Below are 20,588 nucleotides of genomic sequence, written 5' to 3'. Positions count from 1 at the left end.
CCAGTAGAAGGTCAATAGGCCGAGTCGCTGGCCGCTACCGTGTCTTCGCTGCTGGCGCTGCGCTTGCGCGAGGCCGGCTTGGCGCTCTGTTCGAAATGCGCCTGGCGTTGTTGCAAGGCTTCCAACAGACCGAAATCCTGCGGGAAGTCGTCTACCTGGATCGCGTGATCGCCGTACTCCACATAGCGGTCGAGCAATTCGTCCTCGTCCTGGCTGATCAATTGCAGTTCCCGGGCCTTGAGTCGCCATACGTCGAAGGCGTCGCGGGAGATCGGCAGCGGTGCCAGGGTGCCCTGCTTGACCGCCGGCTTGAGTCGCGCCTCGATCAGCTCCACCTGCGGTTGCAAGCGGAACGCCAGTTCGCCGTAGGCCAGCTTGTCGATGTCCGGTTGCGGGATGTAGGAATCGGCCAGCAGGCGGTCGCGGGTCGCGCCCGGGGTCTGCACCAGTTCCGCAACCTCCGCCAGCAGGCGGTCGCTGGGTTTGTGCTGGGGAATGCCGAACGGAAAGCTCAGGCCACGAATGATCCGCGCCGCGGCCTTGGACGGGTAGTTCTCCAGCACTTCGGCCAGGGCCTCGTGAGCTCGCAACAGCGCGTCCTGGGCAGCCCAGTGCACCAGGGGCAGGTCGGCCTGGGGCCGGCCATCGTCCTCGAAGCGCTTGAACACACAGGACAGGATGTACAGCTGGGAGAGGATGTCGCCCAAACGCCCGGTGATGCTTTCCTTGCGCTTGAGTGCGCCGCCCAACACGCCCATGGAGATGTCCGAGACCAGGGCCAGCACCACCGACAGGCGCTGGACCTGGCGGTAGTAAGGCGCCAGGGCCTTGTCGGTGTTGCTCGGGGCCTTGATCAGGCGCCCGCCGGTCACTGCATGCACGGCCGCGCGCACGGTGTTGGCGAAGACGAAGCTGATGTGGCCGAACATGGCGCTGTCGAAATCCTCCAGGCCCTTGCGCCCGGTATCGCGGGCCGCCTCCATCTCGCGGAACACGTAAGGATGGCAACGGATCAACCCCTGGCCGTAGATGATCAGGCAGCGGGTCATGATGTTCGCGCCTTCCACGGTGATGGCGATCGGGCTTTGCTGGTAGGCGCGGGCCAGGAAGTTGTTGGGGCCCATGCAGATGCCCTTGCCGGCGACGATATCCATGCCGTCGTTGACGATGATCCGCGCGCGCTCGGTGACGTGGTACTTGGCGATGGCCGAGATCACCGAAGGTTTTTCACCGGCATCCAGGGACGCCACCGATACCCGGCGTACCGAGTCACAGGCATACAGGTGCCCGGACATGCGCGCCAGGGGCGCCTGGACACCCTCGAACTTGCCGATGGGCAGGCCGAACTGCTTGCGCATCGCCGCATAGGCGGTCGTGCCGCGGACCGCGACCTTGCCCAGGCCGACGTTGGACGACGGCAGGGAAATCGCCCGCCCGGCGGCCAGGCACTCCATCAGCATGCGCCAGCCATTGCCCACCTGCGCCGCGCCGCCAATCACCCACTCCAGGGGAATGAACACATCCTTGCCGGTAGTCGGGCCGTTCTGGAATACCGCGTTCAGCGGCCAATGCCGGCGCCCGGTGTTCACCCCCGGATGGGTGGTGGGAATCAGTGCGCAGGTGATGCCCAGGCTGCCCTTCTTGCCCAGCAGGCCGTCCGGGTCTTCGGCGCGAAATGCCAGGCCCAGCACGGTGGCGATCGGCCCCAGGGTGATGTAGCGCTTGTCCCAGGTGACACGAAAGCCCAGGACCTCCTGGCCTTCGAACTGGCCCTTGCAGACCACGCCGGTATCGGGAATGGCCCCGGCATCGGAGCCGGCATAGGGGCTGGTCAGGGCAAAGCACGGAATGTCTTCGCCACGGGCCAGGCGCGGCAGGTAGTGCTGGCGCTGGGCCTCGGTGCCGTAGTGCAGCAGCAGTTCGGCCGGGCCCAGGGAGTTGGGCACCATGACCGAGATCGCCGCCGCCGAGCAGCGGGTGGAGAGCTTCATCACCACCTGGGAATGGGCATAGTGGGAGAAACCTTTGCCGCCGTACTGCTTGGGAATGATCATCCCCAGGAAGCCGGCTTCCTTGGTGTACTGCCAGGCCTTGGGCGACAGGTCCTGCCAGACCTGGGTGGTTTCCCAGTCGTTGGCCATGTCGCACAGGGTTTCCACTTCGTTGTCCATGAACGCCTGCTCTTCGGCGCTCAGGCTGGCCGGTGCAGCCCCCAGCAGGCGTTTCCAGTCGGGCTTGCCGCTGAACAGCTCGGCGTCCCACCACACGGTGCCGGACTCGATGGCCGCACGCTCGGTATCGGACATCGCCGGCATGATCTTGCGAAACATCGCCAAGGCCTTGCTGGTGAGCAAGGTACGACGCAGTGGCTTGAGCGTCAGCAATGCAGCGGGCGCTACCACCAGCACGACCCCCAGGACCAGGCCCAGGGTACCTACCAGGCCCAGCAGATGCCCGGCCGCCAGCCAGACCAGGCCGGCACCCAGCCACAGGGCCGCGCTCGCCTGTCGATACGCCAGGGCCAGCGCCGCGGCAACTCCCACCAATAACCAGACAATCATGGAATACCTCTCTTGTTCTAACGAGACAGCTCCTTGGAGCCCGGGCGTTGTGCCGGCCCCTCGGAAACCACACTACAAAGGAAACAAGTGCGTTTCAAATTTTATTTTGAAATTTTTATTTAACAATTTTCTACAACACAAAATGGCTGAACGCAGTCAGCCAGAAGGGGGAAAAATGAATGAAAACGGCCTCTACAAAGGCCCGTTGAGCCAACGGCAGCAGCGCAATCCCTTGGTGCTGTCGTTGGCTCTGGCGGTGGCTCGCCCTTAGAAGCTATAGGTGGCGGAGAGGCTCACCACTTCACCCTTGGCATTGACCTTGCCGTCCAGGCGGGAACCGCCGAGGCGGTCCTGGTTGACGGTCTTGAGCTTGGCTTCCTTGACGAATTGCCGGGAATAGGCGCCGTCGATGGTCAGGCCTGGAATGGCCTTGATGTCATAGCCAAAGCCCAGGGAGGTGAACCAGCGATCGTTGTCCGGGATCCGCGGGTCCCGGGTCGAGTCCCGGGTCGGGGTCTCGTCGAATGCCACACCGGCACGCAAGGTCAGCCGGTCGGTGAAACGATAGTCGCCGCCCAGGGAGTACATCATGGTGTCTTTGTACTTATACGGGATGGAGACGATGGTGTTGCCTTGGGACTTGAGGGTCAGGTCCTTGAACGATGACCATTGGGTCCAGAGCATACTGGCGCCCATGGTGAAGCGATCATCGAAGACATGCACCCAGTCCAGGCCGACGGTTGCTGGAATGTCCAGTTCTGCTGATGCCTTGGCTCCGTCCGGGAACAGCTTCAGGCCGGGATAGGCTGCTTCGACCAGGGTCTTGTTGCCGAGGTTTGGCAACTTCACCGTCATTTGGCCGCGCCCCGTCGCATCGGCATAGATATTGTAGTGGCCCTCCATCTTGTTCTTGATCTTGGCGTGATAGTTCAGGCCCAGGGTGTCACGATCCGTGGGTTTCCAGACCACCCCGGTGAACCAGCCTACCGAGGTGTTGTCCACCTTGACCCGCATCAGGTTGGACCCTACTCCAGATGGAAAATCGATCGCTCCGCCCAACCCGGGAGATAGGGCGGCAGCCCCGGTGAGGTTGAGGTTCTGGCTGACGAAGCCCTGGCTTCGCTGGACGATGAGCCCTCCCCCCACGGCAAAGTCGTCCCTGACTTTGTACGACAAGGAGCCGGTCAGGCCCACGGTCTCGATCTTGGTATCGACCGCGAAATCACGGAGCTTGGAGCCATTCTGGTCCCAGGTGCTGCGCATGCCCATGGGCACCACCTGGCTGAGGCCGAAGGCGAACCGATCATTGATGGGCATCACCATGAACCCTGTCGGCAACCAGGCGGTAAAGCCACCCTGGCCACCATTGCCATCCAGAGGAACCGATGCATCCCCCGGATTGCCATCTCCATCTACAGGCAGCGTGGTCGCCGGGTCCCCACGGAAGTCATAGGCATTGCCTTTGTACTTCATCTTGATGCGGGCGTAGTCGACCGTCAGATGGGCGATGTTGCGATCGATAAAGGCCATGGCCGCCGGGTTGTTGAACGCTGCGCTGGGGTCGTTCTTGAACAGCGAGCCTCCCCCGAAGGCTCGACCCCACCCAGGAGCCCCGTAGGTCGGAGTAGAGAAACCACCCGCCTGCACCGAGCCAGAGCCGATCAGGCCACCCAACACTGCCAGGCCAATGGCCGCCTGGAGCTTGTATTTCTTGTTATTCATGCCCTACTCCTTACTTACTTTACTTATTGTTATCGGCTGCGATCGGTTGCCCCACCGATCCTGGGTATTGCAGCAGGCACCTGCGATGAGGCGCCTGTTTCCAGTTAAAGCAACAAATGGCCGTTCATGTATCGTTATGGCACTACCCTAAAATCCGCAACTGGGTAACAAAGCCATGACATTGCAAATATCAATTGCCTGCACCCAAGTGACATTCAAAGCACTAAGATCAACCTTATCGTTGCTGAAAAAATTGCGCTCGCGAAAACCCAAAAGCTTATAGACAGCACCCGCAAAAAACTGAACACACCAAACTCCAAGACCGGCCCCGTGCTTTTTATACATGACATAAAACAATCGTGACCCGCTCAGATCCTTGTAATAGGCACTTCTAGCGAAGTGCCTATTTTCAGCGTTACTCGAACACTAACAGCGTTCGAGCCTGTTTCATTCCGACACCTTAAAAGGTGGATTTGGATTGACACTCAAATTAGTGATCGTGCAACTTCCCACCCGCTGCGCAGAGCTGATCCACAGTCGATTTTGCTCATTGCTCCAATTGCCAGTGATGGTCGCCGGAGCACTGCTGCAATCAAAGATAACTTGGAACATGACACCGGAAACCGTACCGGTAGTGGTGCTGGTAGCGGTCAACGTCCAAGGCAGGTTCTGCAACACGGGCACACCGCAAAGGCGATTACTACCGCTGACAGTGGCGCCGGTGATCATGGCCTTGGAGCCATCTGCCGTCACATTGCCACTGAAATTGATATTACAGGTCACCGGTAGATTAAGTGAGCCAGGCGACCTTACCGTAATAGTACCCGGCGCATTAAAACCTTTCCCTTTAGGTTCAATGGTCGCCGCACTGACCATCGACGTCACGCCCAGGCAGATAACACAAGAAGCCACAGAAAACAGAGTTTTAACAGTGTTCATCGCGTTATACCTCTTAATGTTTGGACTCGACCGAACATCCATTCAAGTTATTGTTAGTAAGTTCTTCACACCTCAACTTTCAGTTACGTTACAGATCGATCTTAAGCACCTTGAAACAGGCACCCCAAGCGAGGTGCCTGTTTTTCCAGCCGGTGATCAGCAGGCTAGAAACCTACACCTGCATCAGTTCGATACAGTGAAACGTGGATCTGGGTTGACGCTCAAAGCAGTGATCTTGCATTTGCCGACTGTTTGCGCCGAAGGAACGCTCAGGGTGTTGGTCCCGTTGTTCCAGGCAATATTGATGGTGACCGGAGTAGCGCTGCAGTCGTTGATGATCTTGAAGTTCACGCCAGACACAGTGCCCGAGGTGGCGTTGGCGGGAGTCAGAGTCCAAGGCAGGTTGAGCAGTACTGGCACACCGCACAGTGGGTTAGCACCGTTGACAGTGGCGCCAGTGATGGTGGCGTTAGGGCCGTTCACGGTGCCGGTGAAGTTGATGTTGCAGGTCACCGGCTGATTGAACGACGCAGGCGAAGTGACAGTGATGGAGCCCGGAGCCGAGAACGGACCGGCAGGGCTGATAGTCGCTGCGCTAGCCATCGACGCGGCGCCGAGGCAGATGGCGAAGGAAGCGACAGATACCAGAGTCTTGATGCTTTGCATTGTTGTTTTCCTCAAGAATTAGGCAACAGTTGTTGCCAGGGGGGTTATCAGCCTCGCCAGGTTGTCGATGACGCCATCGGCGCTCCGGCTCGACCGAATTCGATACTGGAGTGCGCTAGGGTGATATCGATGCCGCTTGGACAGCCGGGGCTTTCCAATCCGCTTGCAAGATCATCAGCGTCCCTCCTTGGATTCTGTTGCTACTCAGGGCGTTACCCGGAACTTGGGCGGCATCTGGATCGATACGGTCTTGATGGTGCAGCCGCCGTCAAGGCTGACCTGGGCCGCTTCGAGTTTGCCGGTGGTGTTGTTCCAGCTGCCTTCGGCTGTGCTCGGGCCGCATTCACCGCCCACCAGGGGGGCGTGCACCGTGACCCGGATACCCGACATGGCACCGCTGGTTTCGTCCTTGGCAATCAGCTTCCAGGGCAAGTGCGTGGCCTCGACCTGGCCACACTTGAGGCCGCCGCTGAAATCGACTTTCTCGACACTGGCATAGCTGCCATCAGGACTGATCTTGCCGCTGACCTGGATGGTGCAATCGGCATTGATAATGCTCTTGGCAAAACTGATGGGGCCCTTGGCGGTGAACTCGGTGTTGGCCGGTTCGATGCGCGCGGCGTCGGCCGCGTTCATCAGCGATACACCCACCAGGACCACGAACAGACGGGCTGCAAACAGCGGTGAGATAGACATCGGTGACTTCCTTACAGTTGCTTATTGTTGTTGTCGGTCAACGTGTTTAAGGACTTCTGTCTTGCTCTGCTCACCCTTCAAGAGGCGAATCACAGGCGAACACAAACGGTTCACGAGCACTTGAAGTGGTGAGCAGTACAACTAAAGAGCGGTGTCTCAATCGGTTGCGTTGAAGCCGTAGCGCTTGAGTATCTCGGCACGCTTGGCCGGCTGGATATTGGCCAGCCGTACATCACCCGAGTAGTGAGCCAGTACCCGGTGATCCATCAGCCGGCGCCAGAGGAACGGTACGTAGGCCCAGACGATCATGGTGGCGTAGCCATAAGGCAGCTGCGGCGACTCATCGAAGTGGCGCAAAGCCTGGTACGCACGAGTGGGGTTGGCATGGTGGTCCGAATGCCGCTGCAACTGGAACAGGAAGATGTTGGTGACGATCCGGTTGCTGTTCCAGGAGTGACGTGGCGAGCAGCGCTCGTAGCGACCGTTGGCCTGTTTCTGGCGCAGCAGGCCGTAGTGCTCCACGTAGTTCACCACCTCCAGCAGGGAGAAACCGTAGATGCCCTGGATCACCAGGAACGGGATCACCGCAACGCCCAGCCAAGCGATCAGCACCCCCCACAGCACCAGGCTATAGGCCCAGGAACTGAGCACGGTGTTCTTCCAGTGCAGGGTCGGCAAGCCCTGCTTGCGCAGCCGCTCGCCTTCCAGGTGCCAGGCCGAGCGCAGGCTGAACCACACGGTGCGTGGCAGGAAGCTCCAGAACGACTCGCCAAGGCGCGAACTGGCAGGGTCTTCCGGTGTGGCCACGCGGACGTGGTGCCCACGGTTGTGCTCGACGAAGAAGTGCCCATAGAACGTCGAGGCCAGGGCCAGCTTGGCCAGGAACTTGGCCATCGGCAGGTTCTTGTGCCCCAGTTCATGGGCGATGTTGATGGCGATGCCAGTGGCCGCCCCAGTGGACATGGCCATGCCCAGGTAGGTGAACCAGGTCACACTGCCGTGCAATTGCGAACGTTCGGTAACGAATGCCGCGAAATTCGCCAGGCCGCCCTGCAGGTGCAGCTGTTCGCTCAGCTGGACCAGGCCGCCGGCCATGATCCAGTCCACCCCATGGACCGCCATCCAGGCGGTGACTATCAGGGACAGCACCGAGAGCACGGCACAGCTGTAGACGATGAAACGATAGTAGGGTTGTTTTTCCAGGTCTGGAACGGCGGATTCAGGCGGGTTGCTGGTGTCTTCGCCAATCAGGCCGTCGATCAAGGGGATCAGGCCGAAGATCACCAGTACACCGATCCACCAGGAGAGCTGGATACCGGTAAGGAGCGCGAACACTCCAGACAACAAGGGGGTGATCATGGGCAAGGTACCCAGCCACCACAGGTGACGCTTGCCATCGGTCCAGACTTGAGGTGCCGCCACTGAAACATTCATGGCAGCCTCCGCAGGATGGCAGAGGACAAGGATGCTATAAAGGAAAGCGCATCTGCGCTGTCCGAAGCGAGAGTGAATGAAGATGAAGCGTGAAATGGCGGTATTTTCATTATTTTAACCACTCAATTGCACTTTCAAAAAAAACATTCAAAACATTTTTTTAAAATAAATAGCGCGGATTCGATAGCTCGTCAACTATTTTTTCAGTCTGTTTTGAATGTCGCCCGTAAAGCAGTTACAGCTGCTGCCAAAGTCGTCGCCGGGCCCCCGAAAGCACCCCGCACCACGCCCCTAGCCTGCTCGTGATGCCGCGAACGGCGGATGCAATATGGTCGCGCTACGCTGCGGTCCGGCCTGCCCGGCAACGTGCCGGACCATGGCGACCACCCGTTCTACCGCGGTAATGGGCAGCATGTGTCCGCGCCCTTGAACGATCTCCAGCGCCAGGCCCGGCACCTTGCCGACCATGGACTCGCCGTGCCTGCGGTAGCTCAGGACCGGGTCCTTGGAGCCGTAGATCAGGCCCACCGGCAGCTTCAGGCTGGAGTAATGCTTGACCATGTCGGGCAAGGCCCGGTTGACCACGGCAATCTCGCTGGAGGCGTTGTAGAAGTTGCTCGTACGCATGCCCAAGAGGCCGCCGCCGCGTACCGCAAAGTCCTCGGGCACCGGGTCCGGGGCGAATACCGCCTTGACCAGGCTGTGCCGCCCGAGCATGGCCATGGGCGCGGCCAACGTCAGTGACATCCAGCGGCGCAGCAGGGCCGGCCGCACGCCCAGGGACAGGAACACCAGGGGTAACATCCGTTGCGGGTGGGTCAGGGGCGCCACCAGGACCAGCCCCGACACAGACTGCGGGTGATTCAGCGCCAGCGACAAGGCAATGGCGCCACCCAGGGAATGCCCGAGCACCAAAGGTTGCCCAAGGTCCAGGGTCCGGATGAACTTGGCGATCAGGCTGGCCTGGGCCGGCAGGTCGGCCGGGGCCCCTCGGGCCCGGGTGGAGTAACCAGAGCCGGGGCGATCGAGGGTGATCACCCGAAACTGCTCACGCAGCTGTGGCGCCAGGGAATGGGTCAGGTTGCGTGCGCAGCCGGACAGGCCGTGGATCATCAGGAGCACCGGCCCCCTGCCCTCATCGGTGTAGTGCAGGCGCTCGCCGCCGACCTCAAGGAAGCGCCCGTTGATCGGCACCTGGCTTTCTATCTTGCGGTCGATACGAAAGCTCACCAGCCAAAGCACCACACTGACCACCAGGAATACCGTCACCGCTACCAGCCATTCCATACCACGCCCCCTCGAGCTGACCTGTCTCGCGCGGCAACCGAATCACTGATCCGGCCCGGCTTGTCGCCCTGGCCTGGTACCGCCTGTGGAATCCCACCCAAGTCCGGATGGAGCCCGCAAATCCACAGGCGACGAGCGCAGGTGACATTTTCAGGTGATTTATTTAAATTAATTTTTAAAACATTATTTTAAATTGTGCAATCCTGAGTTTTCACTCACTGACGAAAGTCACCCAAGCGTCACTACAATCGAGGTACACACAATGAATGCGTACTCGCCACCCGACGGCCCCGAGGTCGTCGATATCGCCATCATCGGCGCAGGCTTTGCCGGCTTGTGCATGGCGATCAAGCTCAAGCAGGCCGGAATCACGGATTTCTTCGTTGCCGAACAGGCTGCCTCCCTGGGGGGCACATGGCGCGACAACCACTACCCGGGCTGCGCCTGCGACGTGCAATCCCATGTCTATTCCTTTTCCTTCGCTCCCAACCCGAACTGGACGCGGCAATTCGCCCCCCAGCCGGAAATCCGCGAATACCTGGAAAACTGCGCCCGGGATTTCGCCCTGGCGCCCTACCTGTGCTTCAACATGGGCCTGGAGCAAGCGGTCTTCGATGAGGATCGTGAGCGTTGGCAACTGCATTTCAGCAATGGCCGCCGGGTCAGCGCCCGGGTCCTGGTGTCCGGCATGGGCGGCCTGTCGCGCCCGGCGATCCCGGACATCCCGGGGCTCGAGACATTCACCGGCAAGCGCTTCCACTCCCAGCAGTGGGACCATCGCTACTCCCTGCAAGGCAAGCGGGTCGCGGTGATCGGCACCGGTGCCAGTGCCATCCAGTTCGTACCGAAGATCGCCCCGCGAGTGGCTCAGCTCAAGCTGTTCCAACGCACCCCACCGTGGATCATGCCCAAGCCCGATCGCAAGCTCGGTGCCCTGGAGCGCTGGGCCTTCAAGCACCTGCCCTTTACCCAGCGCCTGGCCCGCTCGGCGCTGTACTGGGCCCTGGAAAGCCGGGTGATCGCTTTCGCCCGGCGGCCCAAACTGATGAAGGTGGTGCAGCGCGTAGCCTTGCGCCACTTGCGCAAGCAAGTGCCCGACCCACTGCTGCGCCAGCGCCTGACTCCCGACTACACCATCGGCTGCAAGCGCATCCTGATCTCCAACGACTACTACCCGGCCCTGTCCAGGGGCAACGTCGGCGTGGTCAGCGAAGCCATCGAGCGCATCGAGGCCGATGCCGTGGTCACTGCCGACGGCACCCGCCATCCCGTGGACTGCATCATCTTCGGTACCGGCTTCCAGGCCACCGACCCGCTGCCCCATGGCCTGCTCTTCGGCCGCCAGGGCCAGGACCTGATGGACTACTGGTCCAAAGGCGCCCACGCCTACCTGGGCACCTGCCTGCCGGGGTTCCCCAACCTGTTCATGATCGTCGGCCCCAACACCGGGCTGGGGCATAACTCGATGATTCTGATGATCGAGGCCCAGGTGGACTACATCCTCAAGGCCCTGGAGCGGATGCGCCAGGACGGCATCGGTGCCCTGGAGGTCAAGGCCGACATAGAGCGCCAGTACAACCAGCGCCTGCAACAACGCCTGGCCGGGGCCATCTGGTCCACGGGCGGTTGCCGCAGCTGGTACCTGGACCCACGCAGCGGGCAGAACACCACGCTCTGGCCCGGCTCAACCCTGAGCTTCAAGAGGACCCTGCAGCACTTCGAACTACGGGACTACCTGAGCAGCCGCCTGCCCGGCCCCGTTCCTGTCGCCGCGCCGATCGTCGCGCATCCACTGAACCTGCAAGAGGCCGTCACCCATGAAGAACTTCAACGGTAAAGTCGCCGCCATCACCGGTGCGGCCTCCGGCATGGGGCGCGCCCTGGCCATCGCCCTGGCCCGCGAAGGCTGCCACCTGGCCCTGGCCGACAAGAATCCCCAGGGCCTGGCCCAGACCGTTGCCCAGGCCCAGGCCGCCACCTTGTTGCCATTGCGCATCAGCAGCCAGGAGCTGGACGTCGGCGATCGCGACGCCATGTTCGCCTGGGCCGCCGCCAGCGCTGCCGAGCACGGTCAGATCAACCTGATCTTCAACAACGCCGGGGTCGCCCTGTCGAGCACTGTCGAAGGCTCGAGCCTGGCGGACCTGGAGTGGATCGTCGATGTCAACTTCTGGGGCGTGGTGCATGGCACCCAGGCCTTCCTGCCCTACCTCAAGCAGGCGGGCGACGGCCACATCATCAACACCTCCAGCGTGTTCGGGCTGTTCTCGCAACCGGGCATGAGCGGCTACAACGCCACCAAGTTCGCCGTGCGCGGCTTTACCGAGTCCCTGCGCCAGGAACTCGACCTGCAAGGCAACGGAGTGTCCGCCACCTGCGTACACCCCGGCGGCATCCGTACCGACATCGCTCGCACCAGTCGCATCAGCGACAACGTCAAGGGATTCCTCATCGACAACGAACAGCAAGCCCGTGACGACTTCGAAAAGCTGTTCATCACCTCGGCGCAAACCGCCGCCAAGGTCATCCTCCTGGGGGTGCGCAAGAACAAGCGCCGGGTACTGATCGGCCGCGACGCGCACTTCCTCGACCTGTTCATCCGCCTCTTGCCCAGCGCCTACCAGGCCCTGGTGGTATGGGTCAGCCGACGCATGGCGCCCAAGCCGGGCAAGGCTCGGCCAGCGGTGTATGAACCCCAGGATGAACGCGGCCTGTGAGGCCGCAACCTATTTCCATGTCTAGAGGAGCGACAGCCATGCTGCCCGTGCGCCGTGACATCAAGGTCGAACTGCCTGCCGAGCGCATCTGCGATTGGCACGAACAAGGCAGCCACGTGAGCCATTTCTTCAATGCCCTGTCCCTGCTGTTTCCATCCGGCGAGCTGTTCTTCATGGACAGCGTGCGCCACTACCGCGAGCGCATCCACGATCCCGAGCTCAAGCGCCAGATCCAGGGCTTCATCGGCCAGGAGGCCATGCACAGCCGCGAGCACCAGCAGTACAACGACCTGCTGCAAAACGCCGGGTTGCCGGCCCACCTGCTGGATCGGCGCTTGCGCATGATCCTCGACTTCCAGAAGAAGCACTTCGCTCCCGCCTTCAACCTGGCGCTGACCATCGCCCTGGAGCACTACACGGCGATCCTCGCCGACCTGCTGCTGCGTGATCCCAGTCGCTTCGGTGACTCGGTGGAAGGCTACCGGCAGATGTGGCAGTGGCACGCGCTGGAGGAGACCGAGCACAAGGCGGTGGCCTACGACGTCTGGAACACCGTGCTCAAGCCGGGCCCCAAACGCTATCTGATCCGCACCGGCACCATGCTGTTCACCACCCTGACCTTCTGGCTGGTAGTGTTCGATTTCCATGTGCGCCTGCTGATCGCCGATCGCAAGCGTGGTGGCCACTGGCGCGGGATGTGGCAGGTGATCAAGTACCTCTACGGGCCCAAGGGGATATTCCCACGGATCGCCCTGCCCTGGCTGCAGTACTTCAAGCCGGGGTTCCACCCCTGGGATCACGACAACCGCCACCAGTTGCAGCGCATCGATGGCCTGGTACGAGACATCGAGCAGACCCGCTCCGCGGCAGCCAAGTAAGAGACCGTGCCGGGCACTCGACAATCACGGGCAGCCTGGGCAGTTCCCGGCGCAATCCCCGGGGGCTGCTAATCTGCAGCGGACCCTTCGTGCTCCCGAGCCTGCCCATGATCCTGATCCTGCTGCCCCACGCCGACTACGACCCCACCGAAAGCGGCCTGCCCTGGCAAGCCGCCCGGCAGGCCGGTTTCGAGGCATGCTTTGCAACGCCATTGGGGATGCCGGCCTATGCCGACTCGCGCCTGGTCAGCCTGGGCTTCGGCCCGCTCAACCCGATGCTCATGACCCGCGCCGCCGACCTGGAGCGCTACCATGACATGACCCGCGATCCGGCCTTTCGCGATCCGCTGGGCTACGCCGAGGTCGATCCGCAGGCGTTCGAGGGCCTGCTGATCCCGGGAGGCCATGCCCGAGGCATGCGTAGCCTGCTGGAATCTGATCAAGTGCGGCGGATCATCCTGGCCTTCTTTCGCGCCGACAAACCGGTAGCCGCGGTGTGCCACGGCCCCCTGGCCCTGGCTCGCTGCATCGATCCGCAGACTGGCCACTCGGTACTTTACGGGCGCAAGGTCACGGCCTTGCTGGCCGGCCCCATGGAACTAATGGCCTGGATCGCCACCGCCCCATGGCTGGGACGCTATTACCGCACCTACGACCACAGCGTCGAAGAAGAGATCAAGTCGGTCCTGGCCAACCCGCAGGACTTCATCCGTGGTCCGTTGCTGCCCAGGCGCGATTCGGCGCAGCATCCCGAGCGCGGTTTCGTAGTCCGCGATCGCAACTTGCTGACTGCACGCTGGCCCGGGGACTGCCACCGCTTTGCCAACGAGTGGGTGGAGCTGCTGCAGCAAGCGCGCACTGCCCAGCCTCAGCCGCTACAGGTCACCCGCTGACCCGGCTTGAAGGCGTATCGGCGAGCCGCCCAGACCAGCACCAGCCCCATCGTGGCCAAGGCCGCCATCGCCCAGGGGAAGGACAGCGCACCGAAACGCTGCAGCAACAGGCCGCCCACCACCCCACCACCGGCGATGCCCAGGTTGAACAGGGTCACCAGCATCGACTGGGCGACATCAGCCCCTTCCCCGGCGGCGTCTGCCACGGCAGTCTGCAGCAGGGTCGGTGCACCACCGAAGGTCAGGCCCCAGGCGATGATGGCCGGCCATACCAGCCATGGCTGCCGGCCAGCGATCCCCAATAGCAAGCAGGCCAGGGCGAAACCCGCCAGGCTGCACAGGGTCAGGCCCCGCAGCCAGCGATCCACCAGCAATCCGGTGCCCCAGATCCCCAGCAGCGACGCCAGGCCGAACAGCAACAAGGCTCGGTCCAGGCTGCTGGCCAGCCCCAGGGATTCGAGGAACACCGCGATATAGGTGTAGAGAATGTTATGGGCCAGGATCCAGACGAAGATCACCAGCAGCGCCTGGGCAATCCCCGGAGTCAGGAAAATCTTCCCTAACGGCTGGCGTTGACCGGCTTGTTGCCCGGGCTGATCAGGGACCGCCAGGCGCACCCAGAGCCACAAGGCCAGGGCCAATAGGGACAAGCTCCAGAACACCGATTGCCAGTCCATCCAGGTCCCGAGCCAAGTGCCCAGCGGCACGCCCAGGCACAGGGCCAGCGGCTGGCCGACGCCCATCACTGCCAGCGCCCGCCCCTGCAACGCAGGGACCACCAGGCGCCGCGCGTAACCGGCCAGCAATCCCCAGACCAGCCCCGCCGCCATGCCAGCGGCAAACCGCGCGACCAGGGTCAGGCCATAGTGAGTCGACAGTGCCGTGAGGCTGTTACCTAGGAGCAAGCCGCCAATAGCCATCAACAACAAGGGCCGGCGCCGCCAACTGCGGGTCGCGGCGACCAGCGGAATGGCGGCCGCCACCGAGCCCAGGGCATAGACGCTGATCAACTGTCCGGCCATGGCCTGGTCGATGGCCAGGCCATGGCTGATCTGCGGCAGCAGTCCGGCGGGCAGGGTTTCGGTGACGATGGCGATGAAGCCAGCCAGGGTCAGGGCCAAGAGGCGCCAGACCGGCAGCCGCGTGGCGGCGGCCGGATAAGATTCAGGGATGTTCATTCTGAAGATACTCACGCAAGCAACGATCAGGGCTGCGGCAGGCACCACTGTGGCCACCGCAGTAAAAGGCCGGGTTTCAGCCGAGGTAGGAGGCAGCCATGTCCTTGTCGCCATGGCCTTTGTCGAGGGCGCGCTGGAAACGCTGGATCCCTGCCTCGGCCAGATCGACCTTGACTCCGGCCTGCTGCGCGGCAGCCACCATCAGCTGGGCATCCTTCAAGGCATTGGCGAGGGTGAAGCTGGGGCGGTAATCATCGTTGAGCATGGCGGCGGTCTTGGCCTGGAAGTAGCCGCTGTCCAGGGGGCCGCCGGTTACCAACTCGACCACCAGCGCCGGGTCCACGCCAAGCCCCCTGGCCAGCGCCAGGCACTCCGCGGCGCCGTGGGTCAAGGCCAGCACCCAGCTGTTGAGGGCCAACTTCAAGCGACTGCCGCCGCCAGGCACTTCACTGACCCAGGTCACTCGCTTGGCAATGGCATCGAACAGCGATTGGAGCTGGGCCCGGTACTTCTCGGGCCCCGCCCCCAGCACCAGCAGTTGCCCCTGTTCCGCTGGCTGCCGGGTACCGAGGACTGGGGCGTCGTAGAACACCAGCCCCCGGGCCTGGGCAAAGCCATGCAGCTCATCACAGGCCTGGACGCCCACCGTGGCCATTTGCAGCCAGAGCATACCGGGCTCCAGGGCCGGGCCAGCCTGCTCCATGGCCGCCAGCACGGCGGGGCCATCCTTGGCCAGGGTAATGATCACCTCAGCCCCACGCACGGCATCCACGGCCTGCTCGAACACCTGGACGCCCTCTTCCTGCAGCGCCTGGGCCCGCTGTGGCGTGCGATTCCAGGCACGCACTGCAAACCCACGGCGTTGCAGGTTGCGCGCTACCGCCGCCCCCATGATGCCGATACCCAATACCGCGACTGAACGAAATGGCGTGGACATGATGTGTTTCTCCGATTTCAGCGATTTTTTGGAATGATCATTCCAATAAAGGGTAAAAAAACAGCCACCCCGCGGGCTGGCTGAGCGATACATCGACCGCTGTGCAGCGGCCTGGACAACGGCCACGCCTGGCGTCAGGCCAGGCTGGCCACGGCCACCTCCACGACATCCAGCAGGCGCTGGCGGCGCTCATCAGGCAGGCTGCCCTTGCCCAGTACCCGCAGGCCCTGGATGGTGCACACCACAAAGCTGGCCAGGGCCCGGGGATTCTTCTGCGACGCGACCTGTCCCTGTTCCTGCCCCTGTCGCAGCACTTGCTCCAGCGCTGCCTCGATGCGCTTGAAGTTCTGCGCAACCCATTGCGCCACCACCGGGTCCTGACCGGCCATTTCCAGTGAAGCATTAGCCGCCAGGCAGCCCAGGCGCTGATCGTCCTGCAGTTCGTTGTCGACGATCTTCATCAGCAGGCGCCGCACCCGCTCCAGGGCCGGAGCCTCTTGGCCCAGTAGTTCGATATTGGCCGTGGTCATCTGCTGATAACGCTTGAGCGCGCACATGTAGAGCCCATGCTTGCTGTCGAAGGCGTTGTACAGGCTGCTGCGGCTCAGGCCTGTGCCCTCCACCAGGTCCTGGATGGAAGTGGCGGCATAACCGTGCTGCCAGAACACCTGCATGGCGGCATCGGCGATCTGGTCGGGGTCGAACTCCTTGGGACGCACGGCAAACACCTTTATGGAATGATCGTTCCATAAGTTAAAGGTGCTACGGGTGAGCGTCAACCGTACCGGGGAAAATAATCCCCGGTACCGCCGGCGAGAGGCTCATCCGGGAATGGTCCGATGCCGCTCAGGCGTGGGCCCAGCGGCGATGCAGGCTGCGAGCCATGGCATCCAGGGCAAAACCCAGGGCGCCGATCAACAGCACCATGGCCATCAACTCCGAATAGGCCAGGCGATCACGGGTATCGAGAATGAAGTAACCCAGCCCGGCGCTGACACCGAGCATTTCGCAGGGCACCAGGACGATCCACAAGATACCGATGGCCAGGCGCACTCCCGTCAGCACATGCCCCACGACCCCCGGGAGGATGACCTTGCACAAGGTCTCCCAGCGGGTGGCACTCAGGCTGCGGCTCAACTGCAACCAGCGCGGGTCCAGTTGACGCACCCCAGCGGCGGTGTTCAGCAGGATCGGCCACAACGCGGCAAAGGCCAGCAGGAAGTAGATCGGCTGATCGCCCACGCCCATCAGCATCACCACCACCGGCATCCATGACAGCGGCGAGATCATCCGCAGGAACTGGAATGCCGGAGTAGTGGCCGCCTCCAGGTGCCGATAGCTGCCCACCAGCAGGCCCAGGGGCACCCCGACCAGCAAGGCCAGCAACAGCCCCAGCACAATGCGCTTGAGACTGACCCCGATGTGCTCGTACAACTCGCCACGCCCCAGCAGCTCGGCCAGGCTGGAGAAAGTCGCCTCGGGCGAGAAACGCATCGCCAAGCCGTCGCCAGCCAGCAGGTGCACACCCAGCCACCAGCCCAGCAACAGGCTGGCCAGACCGGCCAGCCCCAGGCCCCAGTGGCCCAGGGAAGAAGGTTGCTTGTCCATCAGAACGCGAACTCCTCGCTGCGCTCGAAGCTTTCCGCCAGGCCAAAGGCCTTGAGCCCGCCAACGCTGGCGATGGCGTTGCGCACAAAACGGTCGTCCACCAAATCGCCAGCGGCGTGCCGCGGGTCGAGACCGGCAAGAAAGCCCTTGTCCCCCTCGATCAGCGTGTCCTTCAGGCGCTTGACCAGCTCTTCGGTGTAGCTGGGGAACGGATAGGGCTGGAAGTCGATGCGCTGCTCATCCCACTGGCCATTGCGGATCGCGCCACTGGCCAGGTAGGCCTCGCGGTCCGTGGCTGCCGGCGCCAATACCCGACCCAGCACCTGGGGCGCATGGGGGGTGTAGCGGTTGCTGCCGTCCTTGGACAGCAATTGCGCGGCCTCGGCGCGATGTTCGCGGGTCCAGAGCTGGGCCTTGACGATGGCGTTGACCACTTTCTGCGACCACTCGGGTCGGTTGTTCAGATCGTGCTCATGCATGAACACCACGCAGCAGGCGTGATTGCGCCAGACATCGCCGGTAAAGCGCTGCACCCGGCCGACCTTGAGTTCCTCGGCCAGGGCATTGAAGGGTTCGGCGACGATGTAGCCGGCGATGCGCTTGCTGGCCAGGGCTGGCGGCATGTCCGAGGGCGGCAGCACCACCAGGTTGACCTCATTGGCTCCCAGGGCGCTACCGGTGGCCTTGCTCACCGGCACCAGGCCACTGTCACGCAGCAACTGCTGGAGTACCACGTTGTGGATCGAGTACCAGAACGGAATCGCCAGGGACTGTCCCGCCAGTTGCCCGACCTCGGTAATGCCAGGGGCCACGGTCAGGCCGGAACCGCCGACATGGTTCCAGGCCACCACCTTGGCCGGCACCTTGCTGCCGTAGCGGGCCCAGACGGTCATCGGCGACAGCAGGTGGATGACGTTGACCTGTCCGGAGATGAAGGCCTCGATCACTTGGGCCCAACTGCGTAACAGCACCGGACGCTCGGCCTTGATTCCCTCGGCCTCGAACAGGCCGTTGTTGTGGGCGACCAACAATGGCGTGGCATCGGTGATCGGCAGGTAGCCGATGCGTACCGGCGCATCCGGCTCCAGGGCCGCGCGAGCCTGCAGGCTGTTGAGCAGCGGCAAGGCGCCACCGGCGGTCAGTAGCGCGCTGAGCTTGAGGAAGTCACGACGCGTGTGGGTGAAGTCGTCCAGGCACATGGTCAATCTCCGACGGTGCAGGCAAAGGGGAAGTGAGAGGGTTGCGGCTCGCCCGCCGAAGGGTCTTGAGAATTTCAATGCGCAAGGCGCCCAGTTCCTCGATCCTTTCGGCGCGCGGAGCCGGCAGGTCGATACGCCACTGGCCGAGGATGTGCGCCGGGCTGTTACCCAGTAGCAGCACCCGGTCGGACAACAGCAGGGCCTCGTCGATATCGTGGGTGATCAACAGCGCCGAAGTCCGGTGCTGGCCGATCACCTTGAGCAGCAGTTGCTGCATGTCGGCCCGGGTCACTTCGTCCAGGGCCCCGAAAGGTTCGTCCAACAGCAACACCTGCGGCTGGCGGGCCAGGCAGCGGGCCAACGCGGTACGTTGCGCCATGCCGCCCGACAACTGCGCCGGATAGCGCTGGCGGGCGTGCTCCAGGCCGACATCGGCAATGGCCTGGTCGATACGCTCCTGGCGCTGGCGGGCGCTCAGGCGCGGCTGGCGGGCAAAGTCCAGGCCGAAAGCCACGTTGTGCTCCAGGTTCAGCCACGGCAACAGGCTGGGGTCCTGGAATGCCACAGCAACCCGCGGATGAGGCCCCTCCAGCACCTCGCCGGCCAGGCTCACCTGGCCCTTGTGCGGTGATTGCAGCCCGGCCAGGACCCGCAGCAGGCTGGACTTGCCGACGCCGCTGGGACCCAGTACCGAGACCACCTCCCCGACCTGCAATTGCAGGTCGAAGTCTTCCAGTACCGAGTGCCAGCCGTCCGCTGCGCGATACCCCAGGCTGATCTGCCGTGCATTCAACAAGCCACTCATGCGGCATTCCGCGCCTGGCGCTGCAACTCGGCACGCAGTTGCACCAGGCTTGGGGTGACGATGGGCACGAAGGCCGACTCGCGCCAACGCCGGGCGAAGCCGCTACCGTGCTCGCACAGGTAGGCCTTGCCACCGCTGGCCTGGAGTTCCAGTTGCACGGCGTTGGCTGTGGCCTCCGCCAGGGCGATACGGACCCGGAACAAGGCGGCGGGCTCGCCCAGGAAGCGTCCGTCGAGCAAGCCGGCCTTGAGTTCGGCGACGGTCCGTTGCAGTTGTTCGCGCTGCTCCAGCAAAGGCTCCTGGAGCACCGAGCGAACGCCCTGGATATGCTGCTCGACCTCGGCCAATGCCCGGCGGGCAAGGCCAATCGCCAGGGCGCATTGCAGGCCCAGGAACGCCGGACGCACTGCCGGCAGGAACTGGCGGGCGTCCTCATGCAACAACCAGTCACGAGCGACCTCGACCTGCTCCAGGTCGAGGGCCGCGGTATTGCTCGACTGCAAGCCCATCAGTTGCAGGTCCTCGGAACGCTCAAGCCCCGGCAAGCCGTCAGGAATCGCCAGGATGAAAGGCGCCCCGCCCTCCTCACGCTCTACCGCCGCGGCCACCACGAAACCGCTCTTGCGCAGGTTGGTCACCCAATGCAGGCGCCCGTTGAGGCGCCAGCCATGGGCCTGGTCCTGCGCCCGGACTTGCAGGGCCTCGATCCCGGAGAGGAACTTCATGGCGTTGGACAGCCCGGTGGCACCAGCCAGTTCGCCACTGAGCAGTGACGGCAACAACCGTTCACGCAAGGCCTGGTTGGGACTGTGCAGCAGGTACTCGATGAAGGCGCGCTGGCCCCAGCAGACGAATGCCGCCGCCAGGGAGTGGCTGGCCACTTCGGCCATGACTTCCAGGGCGTCGCCCAGGTCCCCGCCACTGCCCCCCTGGGCCTGGCTGATGCCGGCTCGCAGCACACCGCCGGCCGCCAGTTGGGCGAGCACCGATTGCGGATCGCACTGCCCCAGGTCCAGCGCCTGGGCCTGGGCATCCAGCCATTGACTCAATTGCGCATTGAGCATGTGA

Annotated in this window: 18 protein-coding genes; 4 read left to right on the top strand and 14 right to left on the bottom strand. The window is 63.0% G+C overall.

Annotation, left to right across the window (positions count from 1 at the left end; all coding sequences use genetic code 11):
- Positions 1-11 precede the first annotated feature (11 nt).
- The 7 genes from I9018_RS14840 to I9018_RS14810 form a co-directional block, all read right to left on the bottom strand.
- Positions 12-2,561: an acyl-CoA dehydrogenase gene (locus I9018_RS14840; protein WP_241109930.1), complete on the bottom strand. Its 2,550-nt coding sequence runs from the start codon at positions 2,559-2,561 to the stop codon at positions 12-14.
- Positions 2,562-2,828: 267 nt separating this feature from the next.
- Complete coding sequence (locus I9018_RS14835) at positions 2,829-4,283, bottom strand: outer membrane protein transport protein (protein ID WP_241109929.1); 1,455 nt, start codon at positions 4,281-4,283, stop codon at positions 2,829-2,831.
- Between the two features lie 447 nt (positions 4,284-4,730).
- A complete protein-coding gene (gene praB, locus I9018_RS14830) occupies positions 4,731-5,222 on the bottom strand; it encodes an alkane oxidation protein activator PraB (RefSeq protein WP_241109928.1) in 492 nt (163 codons plus the stop codon).
- A gap of 183 nt (positions 5,223-5,405) precedes the next feature.
- Positions 5,406-5,888, bottom strand: coding sequence for an alkane oxidation protein activator PraB (gene praB, locus I9018_RS14825; protein ID WP_241109927.1), 483 nt, complete (start codon positions 5,886-5,888; stop codon positions 5,406-5,408).
- 204 nt (positions 5,889-6,092) lie between these two features.
- Positions 6,093-6,584, bottom strand: a complete 492-nt coding sequence (gene praA, locus I9018_RS14820) for an alkane oxidation protein activator PraA (RefSeq protein ID WP_241109926.1) — start codon at positions 6,582-6,584, stop codon at positions 6,093-6,095.
- A gap of 156 nt (positions 6,585-6,740) precedes the next feature.
- Positions 6,741-8,018: an alkane 1-monooxygenase gene (locus tag I9018_RS14815; protein WP_241109925.1), complete on the bottom strand. Its 1,278-nt coding sequence runs from the start codon at positions 8,016-8,018 to the stop codon at positions 6,741-6,743.
- Positions 8,019-8,309: 291 nt separating this feature from the next.
- The gene (locus I9018_RS14810; protein ID WP_241109924.1) at positions 8,310-9,305 is read right to left on the bottom strand and encodes an alpha/beta hydrolase; all 996 of its coding nucleotides are present in this window, start codon (positions 9,303-9,305) and stop codon (positions 8,310-8,312) included.
- 262 nt (positions 9,306-9,567) lie between these two features.
- On the opposite strand from I9018_RS14810, the gene I9018_RS14805 reads away from it, so the two are divergent.
- The 4 genes from I9018_RS14805 (at position 9,568) to I9018_RS14790 (ending at position 13,793) form a co-directional block, all read left to right on the top strand.
- The gene (locus I9018_RS14805) at positions 9,568-11,142 is read left to right on the top strand and encodes an NAD(P)/FAD-dependent oxidoreductase (RefSeq protein ID WP_241109923.1); all 1,575 of its coding nucleotides are present in this window, start codon (positions 9,568-9,570) and stop codon (positions 11,140-11,142) included.
- Positions 11,123-12,022 (top strand): SDR family NAD(P)-dependent oxidoreductase, encoded by a 900-nt coding sequence (locus I9018_RS14800; RefSeq protein WP_124346792.1) that lies wholly within the window; start codon positions 11,123-11,125, stop codon positions 12,020-12,022. The genes I9018_RS14805 and I9018_RS14800 overlap by 20 nt, the downstream gene beginning before the upstream one ends.
- Positions 12,023-12,060: 38 nt before the next feature.
- Positions 12,061-12,900 (top strand): metal-dependent hydrolase, encoded by an 840-nt coding sequence (locus tag I9018_RS14795; protein ID WP_241109922.1) that lies wholly within the window; start codon positions 12,061-12,063, stop codon positions 12,898-12,900.
- 107 nt (positions 12,901-13,007) lie between these two features.
- Positions 13,008-13,793, top strand: a complete 786-nt coding sequence (locus I9018_RS14790) for a type 1 glutamine amidotransferase domain-containing protein (protein ID WP_241109921.1) — start codon at positions 13,008-13,010, stop codon at positions 13,791-13,793.
- On the opposite strand, the gene I9018_RS14785 is transcribed toward I9018_RS14790, so the two are convergent.
- The 7 genes from I9018_RS14785 to I9018_RS14755 form a co-directional block, all read right to left on the bottom strand.
- Positions 13,769-14,971 (bottom strand): MFS transporter, encoded by a 1,203-nt coding sequence (locus tag I9018_RS14785; RefSeq protein ID WP_241109920.1) that lies wholly within the window; start codon positions 14,969-14,971, stop codon positions 13,769-13,771. The genes I9018_RS14790 and I9018_RS14785 overlap by 25 nt on opposite strands.
- Positions 14,972-15,047: 76 nt before the next feature.
- Entirely contained in the window at positions 15,048-15,908 is an 861-nt protein-coding gene (locus I9018_RS14780) for an NAD(P)-dependent oxidoreductase (protein ID WP_124346788.1), read from the bottom strand.
- A 134-nt stretch (positions 15,909-16,042) separates the two neighbouring features.
- The gene (locus I9018_RS14775) at positions 16,043-16,627 is read right to left on the bottom strand and encodes a TetR/AcrR family transcriptional regulator (RefSeq protein WP_241109919.1); all 585 of its coding nucleotides are present in this window, start codon (positions 16,625-16,627) and stop codon (positions 16,043-16,045) included.
- A gap of 127 nt (positions 16,628-16,754) precedes the next feature.
- Positions 16,755-17,516 carry an ABC transporter permease gene (locus I9018_RS14770; protein WP_124346786.1) on the bottom strand — a complete coding sequence of 254 codons (762 nt, stop codon included), beginning with the start codon at positions 17,514-17,516 and terminating at the stop codon, positions 16,755-16,757.
- Entirely contained in the window at positions 17,516-18,715 is a 1,200-nt protein-coding gene (locus I9018_RS14765) for an ABC transporter substrate-binding protein (protein WP_241109918.1), read from the bottom strand. Before I9018_RS14765 ends, I9018_RS14770 begins: the two co-directional genes overlap by 1 nt.
- Complete coding sequence (locus I9018_RS14760; RefSeq protein ID WP_241109917.1) at positions 18,681-19,520, bottom strand: ABC transporter ATP-binding protein; 840 nt, start codon at positions 19,518-19,520, stop codon at positions 18,681-18,683. The genes I9018_RS14765 and I9018_RS14760 overlap by 35 nt, the downstream gene beginning before the upstream one ends.
- A complete protein-coding gene (locus I9018_RS14755; protein WP_068587343.1) occupies positions 19,517-20,584 on the bottom strand; it encodes an acyl-CoA dehydrogenase family protein in 1,068 nt (355 codons plus the stop codon). The genes I9018_RS14760 and I9018_RS14755 overlap by 4 nt, the downstream gene beginning before the upstream one ends.
- Positions 20,585-20,588 lie beyond the last annotated feature (4 nt).

This window comes from Pseudomonas sp. MPFS (assembly GCF_022537035.1).
GTDB classification, from domain to species: domain Bacteria; phylum Pseudomonadota; class Gammaproteobacteria; order Pseudomonadales; family Pseudomonadaceae; genus Aquipseudomonas; species Aquipseudomonas sessilinigenes.
Note: the sequence above shows the minus strand (reverse complement) of the source record. Positions and strands in the feature narration are given on the sequence as shown.